17 protein-coding genes are annotated in these 18,153 nt (G+C 37.7%); 10 read left to right on the plus strand and 7 right to left on the minus strand.

The features are described from left to right. Positions 1 to 136: 136 nt before the first annotated feature. From MSG66_RS15600 to MSG66_RS15610, 3 genes are all read right to left on the minus strand, one after another. Positions 137 to 1,600 (minus strand): amino acid permease, encoded by a 1,464-nt coding sequence (locus MSG66_RS15600; protein WP_324654554.1) that lies wholly within the window; start codon positions 1,598 to 1,600, stop codon positions 137 to 139. 400 nt (positions 1,601 to 2,000) lie between these two features. Beyond that, complete coding sequence (gene astA, locus MSG66_RS15605) at positions 2,001 to 3,095, minus strand: arginine N-succinyltransferase (RefSeq protein WP_324654555.1); 1,095 nt, start codon at positions 3,093 to 3,095, stop codon at positions 2,001 to 2,003. After that, a complete protein-coding gene (locus MSG66_RS15610) occupies positions 3,092 to 4,327 on the minus strand; it encodes an aspartate aminotransferase family protein (protein WP_324654556.1) in 1,236 nt (411 codons plus the stop codon). The genes astA and MSG66_RS15610 overlap by 4 nt, the downstream gene beginning before the upstream one ends. A gap of 136 nt (positions 4,328 to 4,463) precedes the next feature. On the opposite strand from MSG66_RS15610, the gene MSG66_RS15615 reads away from it, so the two are divergent. The 9 genes from MSG66_RS15615 (at position 4,464) to MSG66_RS15655 (ending at position 14,224) form a co-directional block, all read left to right on the plus strand. Then, on the plus strand, positions 4,464 to 4,886 hold the full coding sequence (locus MSG66_RS15615; RefSeq protein ID WP_002120489.1) for an Lrp/AsnC family transcriptional regulator: 423 nt from the start codon (positions 4,464 to 4,466) through the stop codon (positions 4,884 to 4,886). Between the two features lie 329 nt (positions 4,887 to 5,215). Beyond that, complete coding sequence (locus MSG66_RS15620) at positions 5,216 to 6,646, plus strand: gamma-aminobutyraldehyde dehydrogenase (RefSeq protein WP_199990168.1); 1,431 nt, start codon at positions 5,216 to 5,218, stop codon at positions 6,644 to 6,646. A 28-nt stretch (positions 6,647 to 6,674) separates the two neighbouring features. Beyond that, a complete protein-coding gene (locus tag MSG66_RS15625; RefSeq protein ID WP_202742819.1) occupies positions 6,675 to 7,445 on the plus strand; it encodes a nuclear transport factor 2 family protein in 771 nt (256 codons plus the stop codon). A 55-nt stretch (positions 7,446 to 7,500) separates the two neighbouring features. Further along, positions 7,501 to 8,220 carry a FadR/GntR family transcriptional regulator gene (locus MSG66_RS15630; protein ID WP_324654557.1) on the plus strand — a complete coding sequence of 240 codons (720 nt, stop codon included), beginning with the start codon at positions 7,501 to 7,503 and terminating at the stop codon, positions 8,218 to 8,220. A gap of 65 nt (positions 8,221 to 8,285) precedes the next feature. Then, a complete protein-coding gene (locus MSG66_RS15635) occupies positions 8,286 to 8,993 on the plus strand; it encodes a cache domain-containing protein (RefSeq protein ID WP_324654558.1) in 708 nt (235 codons plus the stop codon). Between the two features lie 197 nt (positions 8,994 to 9,190). Beyond that, positions 9,191 to 10,522, plus strand: coding sequence for an APC family permease (locus tag MSG66_RS15640; protein ID WP_324654559.1), 1,332 nt, complete (start codon positions 9,191 to 9,193; stop codon positions 10,520 to 10,522). Positions 10,523 to 10,540: 18 nt separating this feature from the next. After that, positions 10,541 to 11,986, plus strand: coding sequence for an FAD-dependent oxidoreductase (locus tag MSG66_RS15645; protein ID WP_324654560.1), 1,446 nt, complete (start codon positions 10,541 to 10,543; stop codon positions 11,984 to 11,986). A gap of 146 nt (positions 11,987 to 12,132) precedes the next feature. Further along, positions 12,133 to 13,491 carry an amino acid permease gene (locus MSG66_RS15650; RefSeq protein WP_324654561.1) on the plus strand — a complete coding sequence of 453 codons (1,359 nt, stop codon included), beginning with the start codon at positions 12,133 to 12,135 and terminating at the stop codon, positions 13,489 to 13,491. Positions 13,492 to 13,864: 373 nt separating this feature from the next. Next, positions 13,865 to 14,224, plus strand: coding sequence for a hypothetical protein (locus tag MSG66_RS15655; RefSeq protein ID WP_133974641.1), 360 nt, complete (start codon positions 13,865 to 13,867; stop codon positions 14,222 to 14,224). Between the two features lie 157 nt (positions 14,225 to 14,381). On the opposite strand, the gene MSG66_RS15660 is transcribed toward MSG66_RS15655, so the two are convergent. From MSG66_RS15660 to MSG66_RS15675, 4 genes are all read right to left on the minus strand, one after another. Next, the gene (locus MSG66_RS15660) at positions 14,382 to 15,062 is read right to left on the minus strand and encodes a DUF799 domain-containing protein (protein WP_324654562.1); all 681 of its coding nucleotides are present in this window, start codon (positions 15,060 to 15,062) and stop codon (positions 14,382 to 14,384) included. Further along, positions 15,059 to 15,427: a DUF4810 domain-containing protein gene (locus MSG66_RS15665; protein ID WP_324654563.1), complete on the minus strand. Its 369-nt coding sequence runs from the start codon at positions 15,425 to 15,427 to the stop codon at positions 15,059 to 15,061. Before MSG66_RS15665 ends, MSG66_RS15660 begins: the two co-directional genes overlap by 4 nt. A 17-nt stretch (positions 15,428 to 15,444) precedes the next feature. Beyond that, positions 15,445 to 16,116, minus strand: a complete 672-nt coding sequence (locus tag MSG66_RS15670) for a CsgG/HfaB family protein (RefSeq protein ID WP_005048277.1) — start codon at positions 16,114 to 16,116, stop codon at positions 15,445 to 15,447. A 289-nt stretch (positions 16,117 to 16,405) separates the two neighbouring features. After that, positions 16,406 to 16,960: a helix-turn-helix domain-containing protein gene (locus tag MSG66_RS15675; RefSeq protein ID WP_324654564.1), complete on the minus strand. Its 555-nt coding sequence runs from the start codon at positions 16,958 to 16,960 to the stop codon at positions 16,406 to 16,408. Positions 16,961 to 17,703: 743 nt separating this feature from the next. Here MSG66_RS15675 and MSG66_RS15680 point away from each other — a divergent pair. Beyond that, positions 17,704 to 18,153, plus strand: a complete 450-nt coding sequence (locus MSG66_RS15680) for a hypothetical protein (RefSeq protein ID WP_324654565.1) — start codon at positions 17,704 to 17,706, stop codon at positions 18,151 to 18,153.

Genomic DNA, 18,153 nt, shown 5'->3' on the forward strand with positions numbered 1-18,153 from the left:
TTCTTAGTTAACATCTTGTAGACAGAATTGTATGTATAGTCACATTATTTTACATAACAACAATATATATCTCAATATTTTTATTTCATAAAAAAGCTAGGCTCCTGCCTAGCTTTTAAAAAATTCATTATGTAGTTTAAATATAATCAACCTTTTGAGCTTTTAAAATATCAAGCTGCAACATCTTTTTCTTTTTATATCTATAGGCAACAAACAAACCAATAAACCAGATGGGCGAACACTCAAGTGCAATTAAGGTATCATGATCTAAAGCTAAAATTACAATAGTGAAAACTAAAAACAGCATCGTAAACCATGCCATAAATAATCCACCCGGCATTTTATATTGGGATTGAATATGTAATTCAGGGAATTTTTTACGATAGGAAATATAAGAAAGCACAATCAACATGAATGTAAAAATACATAAAATTGAAGTCAGTGCTGAAATAATCGTAAATGCAGTCATAACATTTGGAACAATAAATAAAATAGATGTTCCCGCCGTCACACAAGCCATAGAAAACACAAGCCCTCTAATTGGAACCTTACTTTTCGATAATTTACTAAAGCTTTTAGGTGCGTCGTTGTCCAATGCTAGGCCATATAACATACGGCTGGTCGCAAAGATTCCACTATTTGCCGAAGATAGCGCCGAAGTTGCTACAACAAAATTGATTAAACCTGCCGCAATTGGTAACCCGACCAATGTAAACATTTCTACAAATGGACTTTTTTCTGGTGAAACTTTTGCCCAAGATGTAACTGCAATAATACAAATCAATGCACCCACGTAGAACAATAAAATACGTAAAGGAATAGAGTTAATCGCTTTTGGAAGTGATTTATGCGGATCTTTAGTTTCAGCAGCAGTTGTACCAACAAGCTCAATACCCACAAACGCAAATATGGCAATTTGGAAACCAGCCAAGAAACCTGTTACACCATAAGGAAACATAGATTGTGTTTCAAACAAATGGCTTACCGATGCCTTAACACCATTAGGAGAAGTAAAGCCGGTACTAATTAAATAGATACCCGCAAGAATGAACAGAATAATGGCTGTAATTTTGATGAGGGAAAACCAAAACTCGAGTTCACCAAATAGCCGAACGGCCACAAAATTGAGTATGGTTAAGACTGCCAATGAAGTAAATGCAGGAATCCAGACGGGTAAATCGGGATACCAAAACTGCATGTACCCTCCGATCACAATCACGTCTGCAATAGCAGTAATAATCCAGTTACACCAGTAGGACCAACCAAGGAAAAACCCCGCCCACGGACCGAGATAAGCCGTTGCAAAATCTGCGAATGTTTTAAAATTAGTATTCGCCAGCAGCAACTCGCCCATTGCTCGCATTACGAAGAAAAAGAAGAAACCAATAATTAAATAGGTTAATACAATTGAAGTTCCTGAAATACTTAATGTTTTACCGGAACCCATAAATAATCCAGTACCAATTGCACCGCCAATCGCAATCATCTGAATATGACGATTGGTTAATGAGCGTTGCAATTTCTCTTCTTCTTGCTCAGTCATATGTTGACTACCAAGAAGATCTCCTTCCAGGAATTGCTTTCCGTTATTCTTACTCATGTAATATTTACTCCAATTTATAGCAACCGTCGTAAATGCTTTAATAATAAATAAATTATATGATTATTAATTTAGTCCATTAAATCATGTTAATAATATTATTAAATCATTTAAAACCTTATAAATTCCTTTTTAAAAGCTATTACTTATAACAATAAAAATTAATCATAAACCCTTTCCTTCATTATTATATTAGCCTGACCTCTATCAATATAATTTCGGTAGATAATTAAAATATATGAATGAATTAAATATTTTAATTATCTGTCTTTTATAGAATAACGGCAGGCTAATGAATTCCAGCTCAGCGAGCAAGATTGTGTTTATCCATGTACCAATCTTGCGTTAGCGATAATATAGTATTCCTTCTTAAATTTGGTGAAATGTATAGTATTTCTGCTTAATTAACAGCCATTCGCAAATGATCAGCCTCTTTGAGTTTGTTTACCGCTTTTGGATTGGAAACGTGTTTAGCTTGGACACTTAGCACACGAACTAAACAACCATTTTCGGCATTCAATTGTTCTGCCTGTTCTTTAGTTAATTGCAGCTTTTCTCGATAAGGTTTGCTGTATACAAGAATGGCGCGATAATTTTCATAGTCATCATTGGCTACAATGTAAGGTTCATCCCCTACCGCAATATTTTCAGGTTGTTCAATTTGGACCACTACCGATTGACTTTCTTTAATCGCTCGTAAATTTTCGATATCGGCCTGCAATGTCGCCCCACCATCAAAAATATCGACATACCCTTTATAGCGTAGCCCTTCTTCGAGTAAGAGGTTATAGGCTGGTCGCGTGTTTGGGTGAACAATACCGATCGCAGCTTTAGCATCGTCAGGCAACATATCGACATAGAGTGGATGTCTTGGCATCAGCTCAGCAATAAAAGCCTTTTGCCCGACTCCACTTAAATAATCAGCTTTGGTAAATTCAATATCAAAAAACTTATGACCTACTGCATTCCAAAATGGTGATTGCCCATTTGCATCGGAATAACCACGCATTTCTGCCACAATGGTTTCTTCAAAATATTGGCGAAATGCCGACAGAAACAAGAAGCGAACTTTAGATAAAAATTTGCCATTTTTATTTAAGCGATAGTCCGGATCTAAAAATAAAGTACAAAGCTCACTACAGTTGGTGTGGTCATTACTCAAATATAGTGTTGGTAAAGCTTTATAAACACTTAGAGGTTCTGACGCATGAACTTGGGTCCCTACATGAAAATTGTACCAAGGCTCTTTTAAACCAAGTGCGACTTCAATACCACAGACCCCTACTACTTTGTTGAGTTCAGTATCTTCTAGAACAAATAAATAAACCTGATCTGCCTTTGGCAACTCACCTGCAACTGTCTTGCAAGCTCGGTCGATGCGCGCTGCCAATTTTTCTATATTGGGCTGTAAAGACGTCAAGCCAAAACCTGCTTTTTGAGCCAAGAGGTAAAGGTCATTAACATCTTTAGGTTCGATGTAGCGAATAATCATCATGCCGCTTGTTCATCCTTTTGAATTGCTACGAAGCGAGTAAGTGCACGATCAAATCTTTTTAAACCTTCATCAATATCAGCCAAAGGAATAATAAGTGATGGCGTAAAGCGCACAACATTTGGACCAGCAATAAGGCTAAGTAATCCCTCTTCACCCGCAAGGTTGTTAATATCTTTTGCTTTGCCAGCGAACTCTGATTTTAAGACACAGCCAATCAGTAAACCTTGACCACGAATTGCTTCAAAGATTTCATATTTTTCATTTAATTTATTTAAAGCTTTTTTATAGTAGTCATGACGCGCTTTAACCCCGTTAAGTACTTCAGGTGTATTAATAAATTCAAATACTGCACCTGCAACCGCACTTGCTAATGGGTTACCACCGTAAGTCGTACCGTGCGTACCGACTGAAAAATGTGGAGCAAATTTATCTGTCGTTAACATTGCACCGACTGGGAAACCACCACCTAGTGCTTTTGCAGTTGTGAGAACATCTGGAATAACACCAGTGTTCATGTAGGCATAAAGTGAACCTGTACGGCCTACACCAGTTTGTACTTCATCAAAAATAAGTAAGGCACCAAACTCATCACATAGTGTACGTAAACCTTTTAAAAATTCGATGTCAGCCGGAATAACGCCGCCTTCACCTTGTATTGGCTCAACAATAACTGCACATGTCTGCTCATTAATTACCGCTTTTGCTGCGTCTAAATCATTAAACGCAACATGGTTGATACCATTTGGAAGCGGAGCAAAGTCTTGTGAATATTTAGGCTGACCACCTGCTGAAACGGTAAATAAGGTACGACCGTGGAAAGCATTTTTAAATGCCACAATGCCACTTTTACCAGCAACGCCGCTGTCTAGACCGACTTTACGAGCTAATTTCAATGCAGCTTCATTGGCTTCTGCACCTGAGTTACAGAAGAATACCTTGTCTGCAAATGTATTTTCAGTGAGTTGTTTTGCAAGGCGTAGAACAGGTTCATTGGTATAACCATTGCCCACATGCCAAAGTTTTGTTGCTTGTTCTGTTAAAGCATTCACTGCCACTGGATGCGCATGACCTAATGCGTTTACTGCAATCCCGCCTGCAAAATCAATATATTCTTTATTTTCTTGATCCCAGATACGAGAACCTTCGCCACGTACAGGAATGAAATTTGCCGGTGCAAAAACTGGAACCATCCAGTCGTTAAAGTCACTACGAGAAACTGCAAAATTATTCATTCTATCTAGTCCATTAAATTAAAATTATTAGGGTTAGCTGATGACCTTATTATTCAAAATCAAATTGATTCACAAAATTTGTATTTCAGTAAAAAATGAATTATTTTTTACCAATCTGATAATTGACAATTACAATATGGATAACATTGATCAAATTATTTTAGGTTTGCTTAAAGATAACGCACGGATGTCTGTTACCGAGTTAGCCGAAAAAGTTCACGTTTCACGAGCAACGGTCAAAAAGAGAATCGAGTATTTGGAGTCTTCGGGCATCATTACCGGATACACGGTACGGTTTAAACCCAATGCAGAACGAAATGTCATCCGCGCATGGATGAGCATTATGGTTGAAGGCACTAAAGCGCAGTCTGTGATTAAAGAACTACGTCTAGAAAGTGCGGTCGAATGTTTGCATAAAACCAATGGCAAATGGGACATTTTGGTCGAGCTACGGTCTGACACTTTAGAAAACTTCGACAAAGTTTTAGAAAGAATTAGGAATATTTCAGGTATTTATAACAGTGAAACCAGCATCCTGCTTGCGAGTCATAAGACCTGATATTTCAGTTTAATTTCAAAGAATAAGAACAAAAAATTGATGAGCTAAGCATAAGGTTTGGCTCATCAAGCTGCTCTCGACTATTAAAATTCTTCTATTGTCTTTCATCAAATCTACAAAACTATTACGACGATGAACCTCTCCTAAAAATCTTCAATAAATTTTTTAATTTTTTTAAATAATCAAATCAAAAACTTAAAATCTAATTTAATCTAAATTCCAACTTTTTTCACTCATTCCCCTCATCAAAGCATTTGACAGAAAATTTAAAACATAATACATATAGTCTTATATGTTATATGTTAAAACCTAAGGACAAGGTATAAAAAATGGCTAAAACTCAACTAAAACACTTTATTAACGGCGAATATGTTGCTAGCAAAGGAAATGATTATTTTGACTTGGTAAGCCCAGTGACTGGCGAAGTTTACGGTCAATCGCCTAATGCAACCGAGGCCGAAGTTGATGCAGCTTACGCTGCTGCAAAAGAAGCCTTTAAAATTTGGGGACGCAGTACACCTTCGACTCGCCAAAAAGCATTATTGAATTTGGCAGATGCTATCGAAGCAAATGCAGAGCGTTTAATTGAGGCTCAAAGCCGTAATACAGGTCAGTTAAAGCACTTAATTGCATCTGAAGAAGTAGGTGCATCGGCAGATCAGGTTCGTTTCTTTGCAGGTGCTGCCCGCTTACTGAATGGCACAGCTTCAGGTGAATATTTAGAAGGTTTAACCTCTTCTATTCGCCGCGAACCAGTCGGTGTAGTGGGCCAAGTTACACCTTGGAACTACCCACTCATGATGGCTGTTTGGAAAATTGCTCCTGCTTTAGCAGCTGGTAACACTGTGGTACTTAAACCAAGTGACACAACACCAGAAAGTACACTTTTACTGGCAGAAATTGCTGCGCCATTTTTCCCTAAAGGTGCATTTAATGTGGTGTTAGGCCAAGCTCAAGTAGGTTCAAAAGTTGTTTCGCATAAAACACCTGCGCTCGTTTCTATTACCGGTTCAGTTCGTGCAGGCTTACAAGTTGCGGCTTCTGCTGCTGCAAATTTAGCTAAAGCCCATCTTGAACTTGGTGGTAAAGCACCAGTTGTTGTTTTTGAAGATGCCGACATTGATAAAGCTGTTGAAATGATTGCTTTAACGGGTTACTTCAATGCAGGACAAGACTGTACTGCTGCAACACGCGTGATTGTTGCTGAAGCAGTTCACGATGAATTTTTAGGTAAATTAATTGAAGCGGCAAAAAATACACGTTTTGGCGAACCAGATGATCAAGACGCACTTTATGGTCCACTCAACAACGCCAATCAATTAAAGAATGTTAAAGCCTTTATTGACAACTTACCTGCTCACGCCAAAGTTGAAACGGGTGGCAAACAAGCAGACCGTCCAGGATTCTATTTTGAACCGACTGTGATTAGTGGTTTAAAACAACACGACGAAGCAATTCAAAATGAAATTTTTGGACCAGTGATTACAGTTCAAAAATTTACAGATGAAAATGATGCTATTGAAAAAGCCAACGATATTGAATATGGCTTAGCTTCAAGTGTCTGGACTAAAGACCATGCACGTGCAACTCGCTTGTCTCGTGAACTCGATTTCGGTACGGTTTGGATTAACACCCATATTCCACTCACCGCAGAAATGCCACATGGCGGCTTCAAAAAATCAGGTTATGGTAAAGATTTATCAGGTTACGGTTTTGAAGAATATACACGCGTTAAACATGTAATGAGTTCAAATGAATAATAAAAATCAGATTTGAAAGGAGTTCAAAATGAATAAACAAGAAATGAAAGACTTTGTGAGTAAGGCGCACCACGAGTTATTTAATTTACATGACACCAATGCTCTAGACCGTTATTTTTCTGAAGACTTTATTGAGCACTCTCCACTGGTTGCCAACGGTATTTCAGGATTGCGTCAACTGGTAGAAGACTGCCCCAACATGCAACATGAAGCTGTACGCGTATTGGCAGATGGCGACTTGGTTGCAATTCATGGGCGCTTTCAGGGATTAGATGAAAACCCGTTAGTTGGCTTTGATATTTACCGCGTTAAAGATGGAAAAATTGTAGAGCATTGGGATGGACTGGTAGCTGAAGCAGCCCCGAATGTGAGTGGCAGAACACAATTAGATGGTCCAACCGAAATCGTAACTCACCATGACCCAGAGGAAAATCGAGAGATTGTGACCTCTTTCTTTAAGAAGTCATTAATTGATGGAAATTACGAAGCGTTTAAAGAATACACCCATGGTGATCAGTTCATTCAACATAGCCCAGATATTGGGGATGGCGTTAAAGCAGTGATTGATTTTTTGAACAATATCCGTAATGAAGGACAAGGTTTGGTATACTCCAAAACTCATCGCTCCATTGCTGATGGTCAATTTGTATTGACTCATTCCGAAGGAAATATTGCTGGAAATCGACATGCCTATTTTGAATTGTGGCGTGTAGATAACGGCAAAATTGTTGAACTTTGGGATGCAATACCAGCTGTACCTGAAGATGAACAGGCAGTCCATCAATATGGCGTGTTTTAATCATTTATCCGTTTCATTAAGCTAAGTCACTGACTTAGCTTTTAGAGAATTCGCCATGTCAGCATATACGATAATTTTTGCACCTATCGCTCAGGCAACTCGATCGGAACAAGTTGTTGAACGCTTGGAAAATGCAATTATCTCTGGATTGCTCAAAAGCAATGAACAACTTCCTAACGAGGCGGATTTAGCTCGCTTAATGGGAGTGTCACCGATTACCGTTCGTGAAGCGTTAAATACTTTACGGGTAAAAGGTCTGATTGATACACGACGCGGACGAAACGGCGGAAGCTTTGTTTGTGAGTTACCTTCCGACTTACTCTTAAACAAACATCCTTTGCGTCAAGCTTCAAATGAATATCTTGCTGATCTAGGTGAATTTCATAGTGCAATTTTAAGTCATGGTGCCTATTTGGCAGCACAAAGAACCACTGAATATGAACTGAACAAAATAAAAGAGTTGATTGAGCAATTTGAACACGCCGTTGAAGCAGACACTCGTGCGCAACTTGATTTACGTTGCTTGCTTACTCTCACATCTTTTGCTCAATCAGCTCGACTAGCAAATCAAGAGTTAACCGTACAAGCTGAATGGGCGCCCCTCATTGCCGTGCTTTATCAAGATGATCATTTTCATCAATTAGTCGTCGCGCAATACCACCAACTTTTATCATCTTTTGTTCAAGGCAATGAAGATAATGCTGTTATTCAAGCACGAAAAATTATTTCGATGCTAACAGACCAAATGCTTCGATATAAGTTATCTATCGAATAAAAATAATAAAACAGAGCGCTTATCAAATATCGAGTGAGAAATACGGAATTTTAGGAGTTATAGGAATGACCCAACATTTAGATATCGAAGAGCTTCAAAATTTGTTAAAGACGGTGGTTGAGGAAACGACAGCCATTACAGAAAAGCTTGCAACTAAAGCGAGCAAAATTCTCTCAAAACATGAACCTGAAAAAACAAAAGACGTTAAGCTTTCAGGTTCAGAGCGTTCAGCTTTGCAAAAAGAAATTAAAAAGGCATTACAGGAAAGCCATTACAGTCAAGGTATCGGCTTTGCAAGTTATAGTCCTGCAACGCAAGAAGAACAAGATTATTGGACGCTCGAATGGTGGTATAAAAAAGAAGATCAGTTACAACAAGCCAAACTTGAAAACTATCAAAATGCTCAACGATTTTTAGATTTTCGCTCATTCGAATGGTTCCATAAACCAGCTCAAAATAAAAGTCCGTGCATCCATGGACCTTATGTCGATTATATTTGCAATGGTGCATACACCATCACCCTTGCCCATCCAGTCATGATTCGTGATCAATTTATCGGTGTGATTGCCACCGATATTTTAGTTTCCGCACTCGAAAAACTTCTCATGCCGAAGCTTAAAAACATTAAGCAAAAAGCAATCGTGATCAACGATTCTTCTCGCGTCATTACGTCAAATGACGTCACGATCAGGACAGGCACATTATTTAGAGAACAAAGCCCCGAGCAGGTTCTCTCACGACCGTGTCAATCTTTTCAATTGGTCGTTATCTAAAGTGAAGTCAAAAATACTAAATATTTGACCTTACTTTAGGGCATCACCAAAGCGAAACAGCACCTAAAGCCTCTGGCTTTTGTTCAAACTTTCTTCAAACAGACTTGCTCATTCAGGTCTTGGGGAAGTTTTGGCTCAAAAATAGCATCGCTTTTCCGGATGAAAAGCAAAACAACGAAATTTGAGGTTGAAATGACATGGAAAATAAAACGTCTTCCTTAAAAAAACTGTCTCTTTGGCAAGTCACGATTATTGGTATTGCCTACATGACGCCAATGACAGTGTTTGATACTTTCGGCATTGTCTCTGGAATTACCAATGGTCACGTGCCACTGGCATATTTACTCGCACTTGGCGCCATGTTACTTACTGCTTGGAGCTATGCAAGATTCAGCAAAAATTCAGAAAAATCAGGCTCAGCATATAGCTATACTGCTGAAAGCCTAGGCCCTAAAAGTGGCTTTTTTGTCGGTTGGTGCTCCCTACTCGACTATCTGTTATTACCACTCATTAATGTTTTGCTTGCCGCAATTTATCTCACTGCCCTCATACCAAGTCTGCCTTACTGGTTTTGGGTGATTGTGTCAGCGAGTCTAGTCACTTTAGTGAACTGTTTCCGCATTCGCTTACTGGCCAATTTAAGCCTGTTGTTTGTGTTTGCACCTATCATACTCATGGTTATCTTTGTCTATTTAGTGATTCATGGCATTGGTTCTACACAAGGCTATGATCATGTACTTACTTTAGCCCCACTCTGGCATGAGCACCAATCTTTACTACCGCTCGTGGCGGGCGCCTCAGTTTTGTGCTTTTCATTTTTAGGTTTCGACGCAGTCACAACGCTTTCAAATGAAACCAAACAACCCACCAAAAATATTCCCCGAGCAGTCATGTTAACAACACTTGCTGGTGGATTCATTTTCTTTACCGCCGCTTGGTTTATTCAGCTTTATTTTCCAAACAATCTTCGCTTTCAGCACCCTACTGAAGCACTTCCTGAAATTGTGCTTTATGTCGGTGGTGCATTTTTTCAGTCCATATTCTTATGCGGGCAAATTATGAACACCGTTGCCTCTGGCCTAGCCTCACATGCCAGCGCGTCACGTTTACTGTATATAATGGGCACTGACAATATTTTTCCTAAAAAGTATTTTGGGACAATTCATATCTCCTTAGGTACACCATTTTTCTCGGTTTTATTTGTTGGTCTTATTTCAATGTCGGCGGTTTTTCTAGATTTAGCACAAGTCGTAAGCCTTATCAGCTTTGGTGCTCTAGTCGCTTTTACAGCCGTAAACTTCTCGGTTTTTATGAAATTTTATATTAAAGATAAACAGCGCTCAGGGTTTAAAAATAAATTTCTAAACCTATTTTTGCCGCTTATATCAGTCATCAGCATTATTTGTCTCTGGCTTAACCTTGACTCCTCTTCACTGACTTTCGGATGTCTCTGGTTATCTTTAGGCATTCTTTTATTTATCTATAAAACGATTAAAAAACAAAGTATTGCTATTAGTAATGCTTATTAATTTTTAAGGAACTTCATCATGAATATTATTTCTAAACCCCAGTTTTTAAAAGACGTGGAATATAAACCAAGTCAATCTTTACAAGTGGGTAAAGAATGGAGCTGGTTAAATCCAAAACATGCAAAATTTGATGAAACAACAGTTGAAAGCGCATCGGTAGATAACCCAGCGAACTACTATGAAAGCTCACTTTCTGATTGGCATACATTTGACAGTTTAAAAGCTGATATTGAATGTGATGTGGTTGTTATTGGTGGCGGTTTATTAGGTTCATCGACAGCCTTACATTTAGCTGAACAAGGCGTAGATACCGTTTTATTAGAAAAAAATCGTATTGGTAGTGCAGCTTCTGGTAGAAATGGCGGACAACTTACCCCCGGTTTGGCACGCTGGGAAGCTCAAGAAATGGCCGATCGCTTAGGTTATGAAGATGCAAAAAAACTGTGGCATTTTACCTCTACAGAAGCCATGCAACTCATTGATGACATCTCGGAAAAATATCAGCTCAACTTTGATCGAAAACAAGGTCATATCACTGCCGCCGTTCATGAAGGACATTTAGTGGGTCTGACCCAAGGTTCAGATGCACGAAAATATTTAGGGGAAGACCACACTCGCATTGTGGGTAAACACGAACTCATGGACTATATTAAGTCTGATTATTATACGGGCGGTTTAATTGATGAGTTGGGTGGACAAATCCATCCTTTAGCTTTAAACCGTGGCTTAATTTATGGTTTTTGCCAAAACGGCGGTTCTATTTATGAGCAAACAGAAGTTATTTCGATAGAAGAAAAACCAGATGGTATTTATGTTCAAACAGCCAATGCCGTCGTGAAAGCTAAAAAATCTGTAGTTTTAGCTGTTCACCATGCTTCGTTTAAACTTTTATCAGAACAAAACAATACGACTATTCCATTTTATACCTATGTAGCGACCACCGCTCCGTTAGAGCTTGATACAAAAGAGCTTCTGCCATTTGGGCATCCGGTTTATGACACTCAGTTCCAGATTGATTATTACCGTCCTGTGTTTAATAACCGTTTATTGTTCGGTGGACAAGGCACAGGAACATGCTGGGGTCCAGAGAAAACCTTAAATTATCTAGAGCATCGATTTCATACGGTGTTCCCTCAAATTAAAAATCTAGAGATGGATTTTGTCTGGAGTGGAACGACTGATTTAACCGTAAATGGTGCAGTCGATAGCCGTAAGTTCGGCAATAAATTCCCGATTTACGCGGTTCATGGCTGGAGCGGTCACGGCGTTGCTCAGACCGTGCGTATTGGTAAAGCCATCGCAAGTGATTTTGTTGGGCAATCTAACGACTTTGAAATGTTATCTAAAATTGACCATCAAAATATTATATTTGGCCGCACACTTGCACCCGTTGTCATTCCACTCGCAAAAAGCATGTATGGCATTGGTGCAATGCTGAATCCCGGCAAAATGGTGTCTTTCTAATCTTTAAAAAACCTATTTTTCTAAAAAAGGATTCGTACAGTTTTGTGCGGGTCCTTTTATTTACCTGAGTAAAATCCTTTTCAAACTAGGTTATCCCTAACCAATCTATTACAATAGCGCCAGCTTTTTAATTCAGCGCATATATTTTGAGCAACTCATCTTCCCAATTAAAACGTGGACTTAAAAATCGCCATATCCAGTTAATCGCTATGGGTGGTGCTGTCGGCACAGGACTATTTTTAGGTTCTGCACAAGTTATCCAGTCTGCTGGTCCTTCCATTATTTTAGGTTATGCCATCGTTGGTTTAGTTGCATTTTTAATTATGCGCCAAATGGGTGAAATGATCGTAGAAGAACCAGTGGTCGGTTCCTTTAGTTACTTTGCACAAAAATATTGGGGCAAATTCCCCGGTTTTTTATCAGGCTGGAACTATTGGGTTGTCTATATTCTGGTCGCAATGACCGAGCTGACAGCAGTTGCTAAATATGTGCATTACTGGTGGCCCCACATTCCGGCATGGATATCGGCTTTATTTTTCTTTGTTCTGGTTACTTGTTTGAACTTGGGCAATGTTAAATTCTACGGTGAATCTGAATTTTGGTTAGCCATTATTAAAGTTGCTGCTGTCATTTCAATGATTGTGTTTGGACTATATTTATTGCTTACAACAGATAGCAACTCAATAGCTAGCTTTTCAAACCTATGGCAGCATGGCGGATTTTTCCCACATGGGTTCTCGGGCCTGTTTTATATGCTCGCCTTCTTAATGTTTGCTTTTGGCGGTATTGAACTGATTGGGATGACAGCTGCCGAAGCCGAAAATCCAGAAAAAAGTATTCCGCAAGCAATCAATCAAGTCATCTTTCGAATCTTGGTTTTTTATGTTGCTTCACTTGCCATCATTATGTCGCTTATTCCTTGGAATCAGCTTGACCTTGGTGGATTAGATAAAAGCCCATTTGTCATGATTTTTAGCCAGCTTGGCATTGGTTGGGCTGCACATTTACTCAACTTTATTATTTTGACTGCTGCGCTTTCGGTTTATAACAGCGGTATGTATGCCAACAGCCGTATGTTATATGGGCTTGCAGTACAGGGCCATGCCCCAAAAGGTTTTGCAAAAGTAAGCAAACAAGGTGTTCCTAAAGCTGCTGTTATTTTTTCCTCTATTCTGATTTTTGGTTGTGTATTACTTAACTATTTCGTACCAGAAGAAGCTTTAAGCTACCTCATGTACATGGCAGTGTCTGCACTGGTTTTAAACTGGGCAATTATTAGCTTTACCCATTTGAAGTTTAAACGTGCTATGAAACTTGAAAATAAAGTTGTCAAATTCCCTGCACTATTTTCACCTTTGAGTAACTATATCGTTTTGATTTTTATTTGCATGATTTTATATATCATGTGGACACAAGGCTTTGATAAATCCGTGATTTTACTTCCGATCTGGATCACTTTCATGTTTGGGTTATATAAATTTTTAAGTTGGAAAAAAGCGCTCTAATATTCAAAGAAGGCTTATTCAAACAGGATAAGCCTTTCATCATTTAACAGCTCGTCATCCTAAGTAACTTCAGAAAATCTACTCAAAAAACCATCCACATTTTATTCATCATTATGAATTGTTCTCTGCTAGACACATCGATATGTAACCCTTCGTCATTCTAAAGATTGGTTTTTAATGAGATAATTATTAAAGTACAAGTGTTTACATGATCTATAAATATTTGCGCTCATGTTCAGCTAGAATCAAAGCTGACCAGTTTATTGTTGCAATCACCGATCAGGCAAAGCGCTTAGTTATAAGTATTGATTTACCCACTCTTTGATTCAGCTCAATCAACTACGTCACTCAATGATGAAAGACAGGAAATTTTATGGAAAAAGCTCTGCAATGTCCTAAGTGTGGTTCTACAGAAGTTGAAGCACGTGACCATGACAAATTACTTAGAACAACTGGTGGTGTTTTACTAACAGCTGCTGGTACAACAGCAGGCACTGTGGGTGGTGCAGCAACTGGCGCTACTGTTGGGGCAGCTATTGGTACCGTTGCTGGTCCATTAGGTGTGATTGTTGGCGGAACTGTAGGAACGTTTGTCGGTGCAATTAGTGCAGGAATTACTGGCGGTGTGGTTGGTAATATTTTTGGTAAAAAAGCGGGTGTGATGATCGATAAGAACATTTTTCAGGATTATCGCTGCCTAAAATGTAAATACCGTTTTAAACTAAAAAAATAAATTGAATTAAGTAGGAGAACTAGTTGCTCTAGCTCTCCTACTTAACCAAAAAATTTATAAACCGTCTGGAATAATAATTTTTTATATAGTGCTCCATATAATTAATATATGAAGCAGCCTATTTTTAAAAAAGTAACACTTTAGCTAAGAATTTAATTTACTTAGCTACTACTCCATCTTGTTGATACTTTGGTGAACGTGGGCCATATAACAATCCCATACCAGGATTATAAGAAGTCGGAGTAAATAGTTGAGTATTTACCATACTCGATAATGGATAAGCCCGATCATTAAAGCTACCAGCAATCTGTTCAACTAAAGCACCGACGACCATGCCAATTAAACCTGCATTACCATCATTACTTGCTTGAACAAGTTTTTTCTCACCTGTCCAAATCACATCTCCAGTTTTTAAATCGACAAGCTTTGCATCAGCACTTACTGTCGCGACACTTTGAATCACTTGATATTTAGAACCATATTCTTTAATTCGAATATATAAAGCAGCATCTGCGCCAAAAATCTCTTGTAATTTCTGAGGTGAGATAGACTGAGCATCGCTGCCATTAGTCACACCATTCTCTTTAAACATATTGTCTACAACAGAGATTGGAAAAACGTAATAGCCAGCTTCTGCGACAGGTGCCACCACAGTAGGCCAATAACTATAAGTCGCTTTTACATCAGGTGAATCATTGACTGGCGGTAATACCAAAATTGACTTTGGCATATGAGCTTTATAAGCAGTAATATCTTTATTAGGTGGTGGAGTAACAGCACATCCCGTAAATGCAAGGCTAGAGATGACCAAACCAGCAATTAAAAATTTCTTAATCATGATTTTGTAGCCCCACCATTAGCATTCATTTTTTGCAATAAACGGTCCATTAAAACTGTAGACTCTGGATATACTTGTCGTTCGAGCTGGAAATACTCGATTGCTTTTTGAGAATTATTTTCTTGCAAATATAATAATCCTAAATGAGCATATAAACCTGGTGGAACAGCTAAGTCCTTACCTTTAGTTTTTTCAATCTCAGCTTCTAATTTTGTGATTTGCGTACTTGGTGTAGCTTTCTCAGGTGCGTTATACATCAAATAAGTTTGATGAGTATAAGTTCCCCAATTATATAAAGGTTGAGGACCAGCAGCACAACCAACCAATCCTATAGCAAAAAAACTGCTTAAAAGAATTTTTTTCATCTAATAAATATCCAAAATTATTGAACTGACCAACGGTTATTTTGAATATCTGTTACTAGATTATTAACTGCTTCACGAACAGCTAAATCGAGTACTTTGCCATTTAAAGTAGAATCATAAGAAGCTGTAGAGCCAAAACCTAATACTTCACGAGCACCTAATGCATATTCACCCGCACCTTGTACGGAATGCACAACTTCTGATGTTTTTACATCAACAACATTTAAATTAACTTTTGCGTAAGCAACTTGCTCTTTACCGCGACCTAAAATACCAAATAATTGCTGATCGCCTACCTCTTTTCGACCAAACTCAGATACGTCACCAGTAATGACATAACGGGCGCCTTTAATAGATTGGCTTGTATTGCTATAACCAACTTCTTGTTTGATTTCAGATAAATTATCGCGATTTAAAACTGTAAAATAACCAGTTTGCTGTAGATGTGTCTCAAGAATAGTTTTCGCTTGCCCACCTAGACGATCTACATTGTCAGAGAAAACACCTCTCATATAACTAGAGCGATTATCAAATTTACCAATAGAAACTGGAGCTTTTACTCCGGTATATTTAATTTGTGATGTAGCTACAGCCACTTGTGGGCTTTGGATCGTTCTTGAAGTTTCAGTAGTTGAACACGCAATTAAACTGAAAGAACTCAAAGTAGTAATGATTAATATTTTTTTCATGTTTACTCTATAATGATTACAAAATATAAAGAATACATATTATATACAAAAAGACTATCAAACAATCCAGTAATTTAACCATTGAGTAAAAAATGCTATTTTTATTTTAGAAATATTTAATTAATAAAAAACTCCTATTTTTATAGGAGTTTTTCGAATTTGGTTAAAGTGATAAATGTCTGAAAGCAATCTTACAAAATATTATAAATATAGTGATAAATCGAGCAGCGATTATTGCGGGCTTTAGATAGGATTTTTGGTATCTTTCCTTACTATCCTCTCATCACACCTACTCCAAAGTAATTAAAAAATAATCCAACAACCTTTCTCTTTCATCTGGTTTGTTCGGATCTAAAAGCTGAACCATTGCCCCATCAATCACGAATAAAAACATGTGCGCATCTTGTTTTGCAGCATTTGCATTGGTTGTTAAAAGCAAATTATAAATTTCATTAATAAGCCAATTTCGATAGTCAACGACCACCTGATAAGCCTTGGGATGTGTTTTCGCAATTTCAAAAATAGCTTTAAAAGGCAAATGATAGAGTCCGTCTAAATCTGCATGTAAAAAGTAAATTTTGCGAAGCTTTTCAAGCAGAGTTAAGTCTTTTTGAACATAGATGATTGAAATCACCTCATGTTTAAGTCCATCTTTTTGAAAGGTTAAGCTCATTTCAATGAGCCTTTCTTTTGAGTGAAAGTAATTATAAAAAGTCGCTTTGGGAGTTTTCGAAGATTCAATAATGCGGTCCACCCCGACTTTATGAAAGCCATATTTATTAAAAAGAAATCGGGAGGTATGAAGTACGCTTAAAGCACGAAATGGAAGATCTGAATGTGGCATAGTTTTACCGTTATAAAATAAATTTTTGTTGTAAATTAATGAGATAAAAAAACCTGCGCCCTTTCTGGGAGAAAAAAGGCACAGCAAAGCCATAAAGACTGTGCTTGGCACATCTCAAGTTTTATTGTTAATTACGTTTTTTAGTCTTGACGAATTAAAGTCCGATAAGCCTAGTAGCCATCAAACTGCTTTAAAGGTTTAAGTTGTGTCGTTATAACTTTTGGCAAAGGCTGCCAAGAAATAATGAATGTGCAAAGCCAACTCCTTTTTATTGGGAGTTCTGCCAAAACATTAAAATTATGGTGGCAGAACGAAAGGGGGTTCGCAGACTGGAAACAAAGGAACCAGCACACCCGAAGGTGTCCCCCTTCCGCCCTACCGTAGAGAAAAAGGAGGCGAACGAGTTCCCGACACACAAAACAAGAGTTTTGCATATCGACTTTGTTTTCCCGGTCTGCGACAACCGACTGGCAATGTGGCCAGCAGGCAAAGGATAGTGCCCAACCCTATTGCAGTCAAGCACACAAAATGACATTTGTTTTAAAATAGATCATTAAAAAGTAAGGATAAATAATTAAAATTTATTGTTAAATTGGGGTTTATAAAGTCACAGAAGTTAAGAACAGTTTAGTGATTTATAGGTTTTTCGATTTGGGTTTGTGCCCGTATTTCGTATAAGGGGTACTATGTTAATTGAGGAAAATTTATTATATTAATAATAATCTCTAAGGCTAAAAAATTTAATGCTACCGAACACTCATCAAGACTATATAAACAAGATAACTAAAATACTTGAAAATTTGGAAGAAAAAGGAGAAATAATGATTATTTCATCATCTTCAGAAATAATATCGAAACTGATAATCCACTCAATTGCAGAAGAAACAATAGAAAAGAGATTAGAAAGTGATTTTATTATTGAATGTGACATTCCTTATTTACTAGAAACTATATCATCTCAGTTAAGCTCAATATTTAAAGAAGATAAAGAAAACTCAGATGCAATTGTGAATCAGTTTTATCATAATTTATTAGATAGATTGAATATGCAGCAAGTTGCAGAGCTTTTACACCATGAAGGAGCTTTTGAAATAGCCTTAAGATCATACTATTCCATAAAATTGGGGAATGAAGATTATTTAGATTTAAACTATGTTGATTGGCGAAAACAATATTATTCTCAACTAAAATAA

It is taken from the genome of Acinetobacter sp. IK31, from assembly GCF_035615195.1.
GTDB lineage: Bacteria > Pseudomonadota > Gammaproteobacteria > Pseudomonadales > Moraxellaceae > Acinetobacter > Acinetobacter calcoaceticus_C.

Coding starts and splice junctions, on each gene's coding strand:
- MSG66_RS15600 (WP_324654554.1), bottom strand. CDS start 1,600: ATGAGTAAGAATAACGGAAAGCAATTCCTGGAAGGAGATCTTCTTGGT.
- astA (WP_324654555.1), bottom strand. CDS start 3,095: ATGATGATTATTCGCTACATCGAACCTAAAGATGTTAATGACCTTTAC.
- MSG66_RS15610 (WP_324654556.1), bottom strand. CDS start 4,327: ATGAATAATTTTGCAGTTTCTCGTAGTGACTTTAACGACTGGATGGTT.
- MSG66_RS15615 (WP_002120489.1), top strand. CDS start 4,464: ATGGATAACATTGATCAAATTATTTTAGGTTTGCTTAAAGATAACGCA.
- MSG66_RS15620 (WP_199990168.1), top strand. CDS start 5,216: ATGGCTAAAACTCAACTAAAACACTTTATTAACGGCGAATATGTTGCT.
- MSG66_RS15625 (WP_202742819.1), top strand. CDS start 6,675: ATGAATAAACAAGAAATGAAAGACTTTGTGAGTAAGGCGCACCACGAG.
- MSG66_RS15630 (WP_324654557.1), top strand. CDS start 7,501: ATGTCAGCATATACGATAATTTTTGCACCTATCGCTCAGGCAACTCGA.
- MSG66_RS15635 (WP_324654558.1), top strand. CDS start 8,286: ATGACCCAACATTTAGATATCGAAGAGCTTCAAAATTTGTTAAAGACG.
- MSG66_RS15640 (WP_324654559.1), top strand. CDS start 9,191: ATGGAAAATAAAACGTCTTCCTTAAAAAAACTGTCTCTTTGGCAAGTC.
- MSG66_RS15645 (WP_324654560.1), top strand. CDS start 10,541: ATGAATATTATTTCTAAACCCCAGTTTTTAAAAGACGTGGAATATAAA.
- MSG66_RS15655 (WP_133974641.1), top strand. CDS start 13,865: ATGGAAAAAGCTCTGCAATGTCCTAAGTGTGGTTCTACAGAAGTTGAA.
- MSG66_RS15660 (WP_324654562.1), bottom strand. CDS start 15,062: ATGATTAAGAAATTTTTAATTGCTGGTTTGGTCATCTCTAGCCTTGCA.
- MSG66_RS15665 (WP_324654563.1), bottom strand. CDS start 15,427: ATGAAAAAAATTCTTTTAAGCAGTTTTTTTGCTATAGGATTGGTTGGT.
- MSG66_RS15670 (WP_005048277.1), bottom strand. CDS start 16,116: ATGAAAAAAATATTAATCATTACTACTTTGAGTTCTTTCAGTTTAATT.
- MSG66_RS15675 (WP_324654564.1), bottom strand. CDS start 16,960: ATGCCACATTCAGATCTTCCATTTCGTGCTTTAAGCGTACTTCATACC.
- MSG66_RS15680 (WP_324654565.1), top strand. CDS start 17,704: ATGCTACCGAACACTCATCAAGACTATATAAACAAGATAACTAAAATA.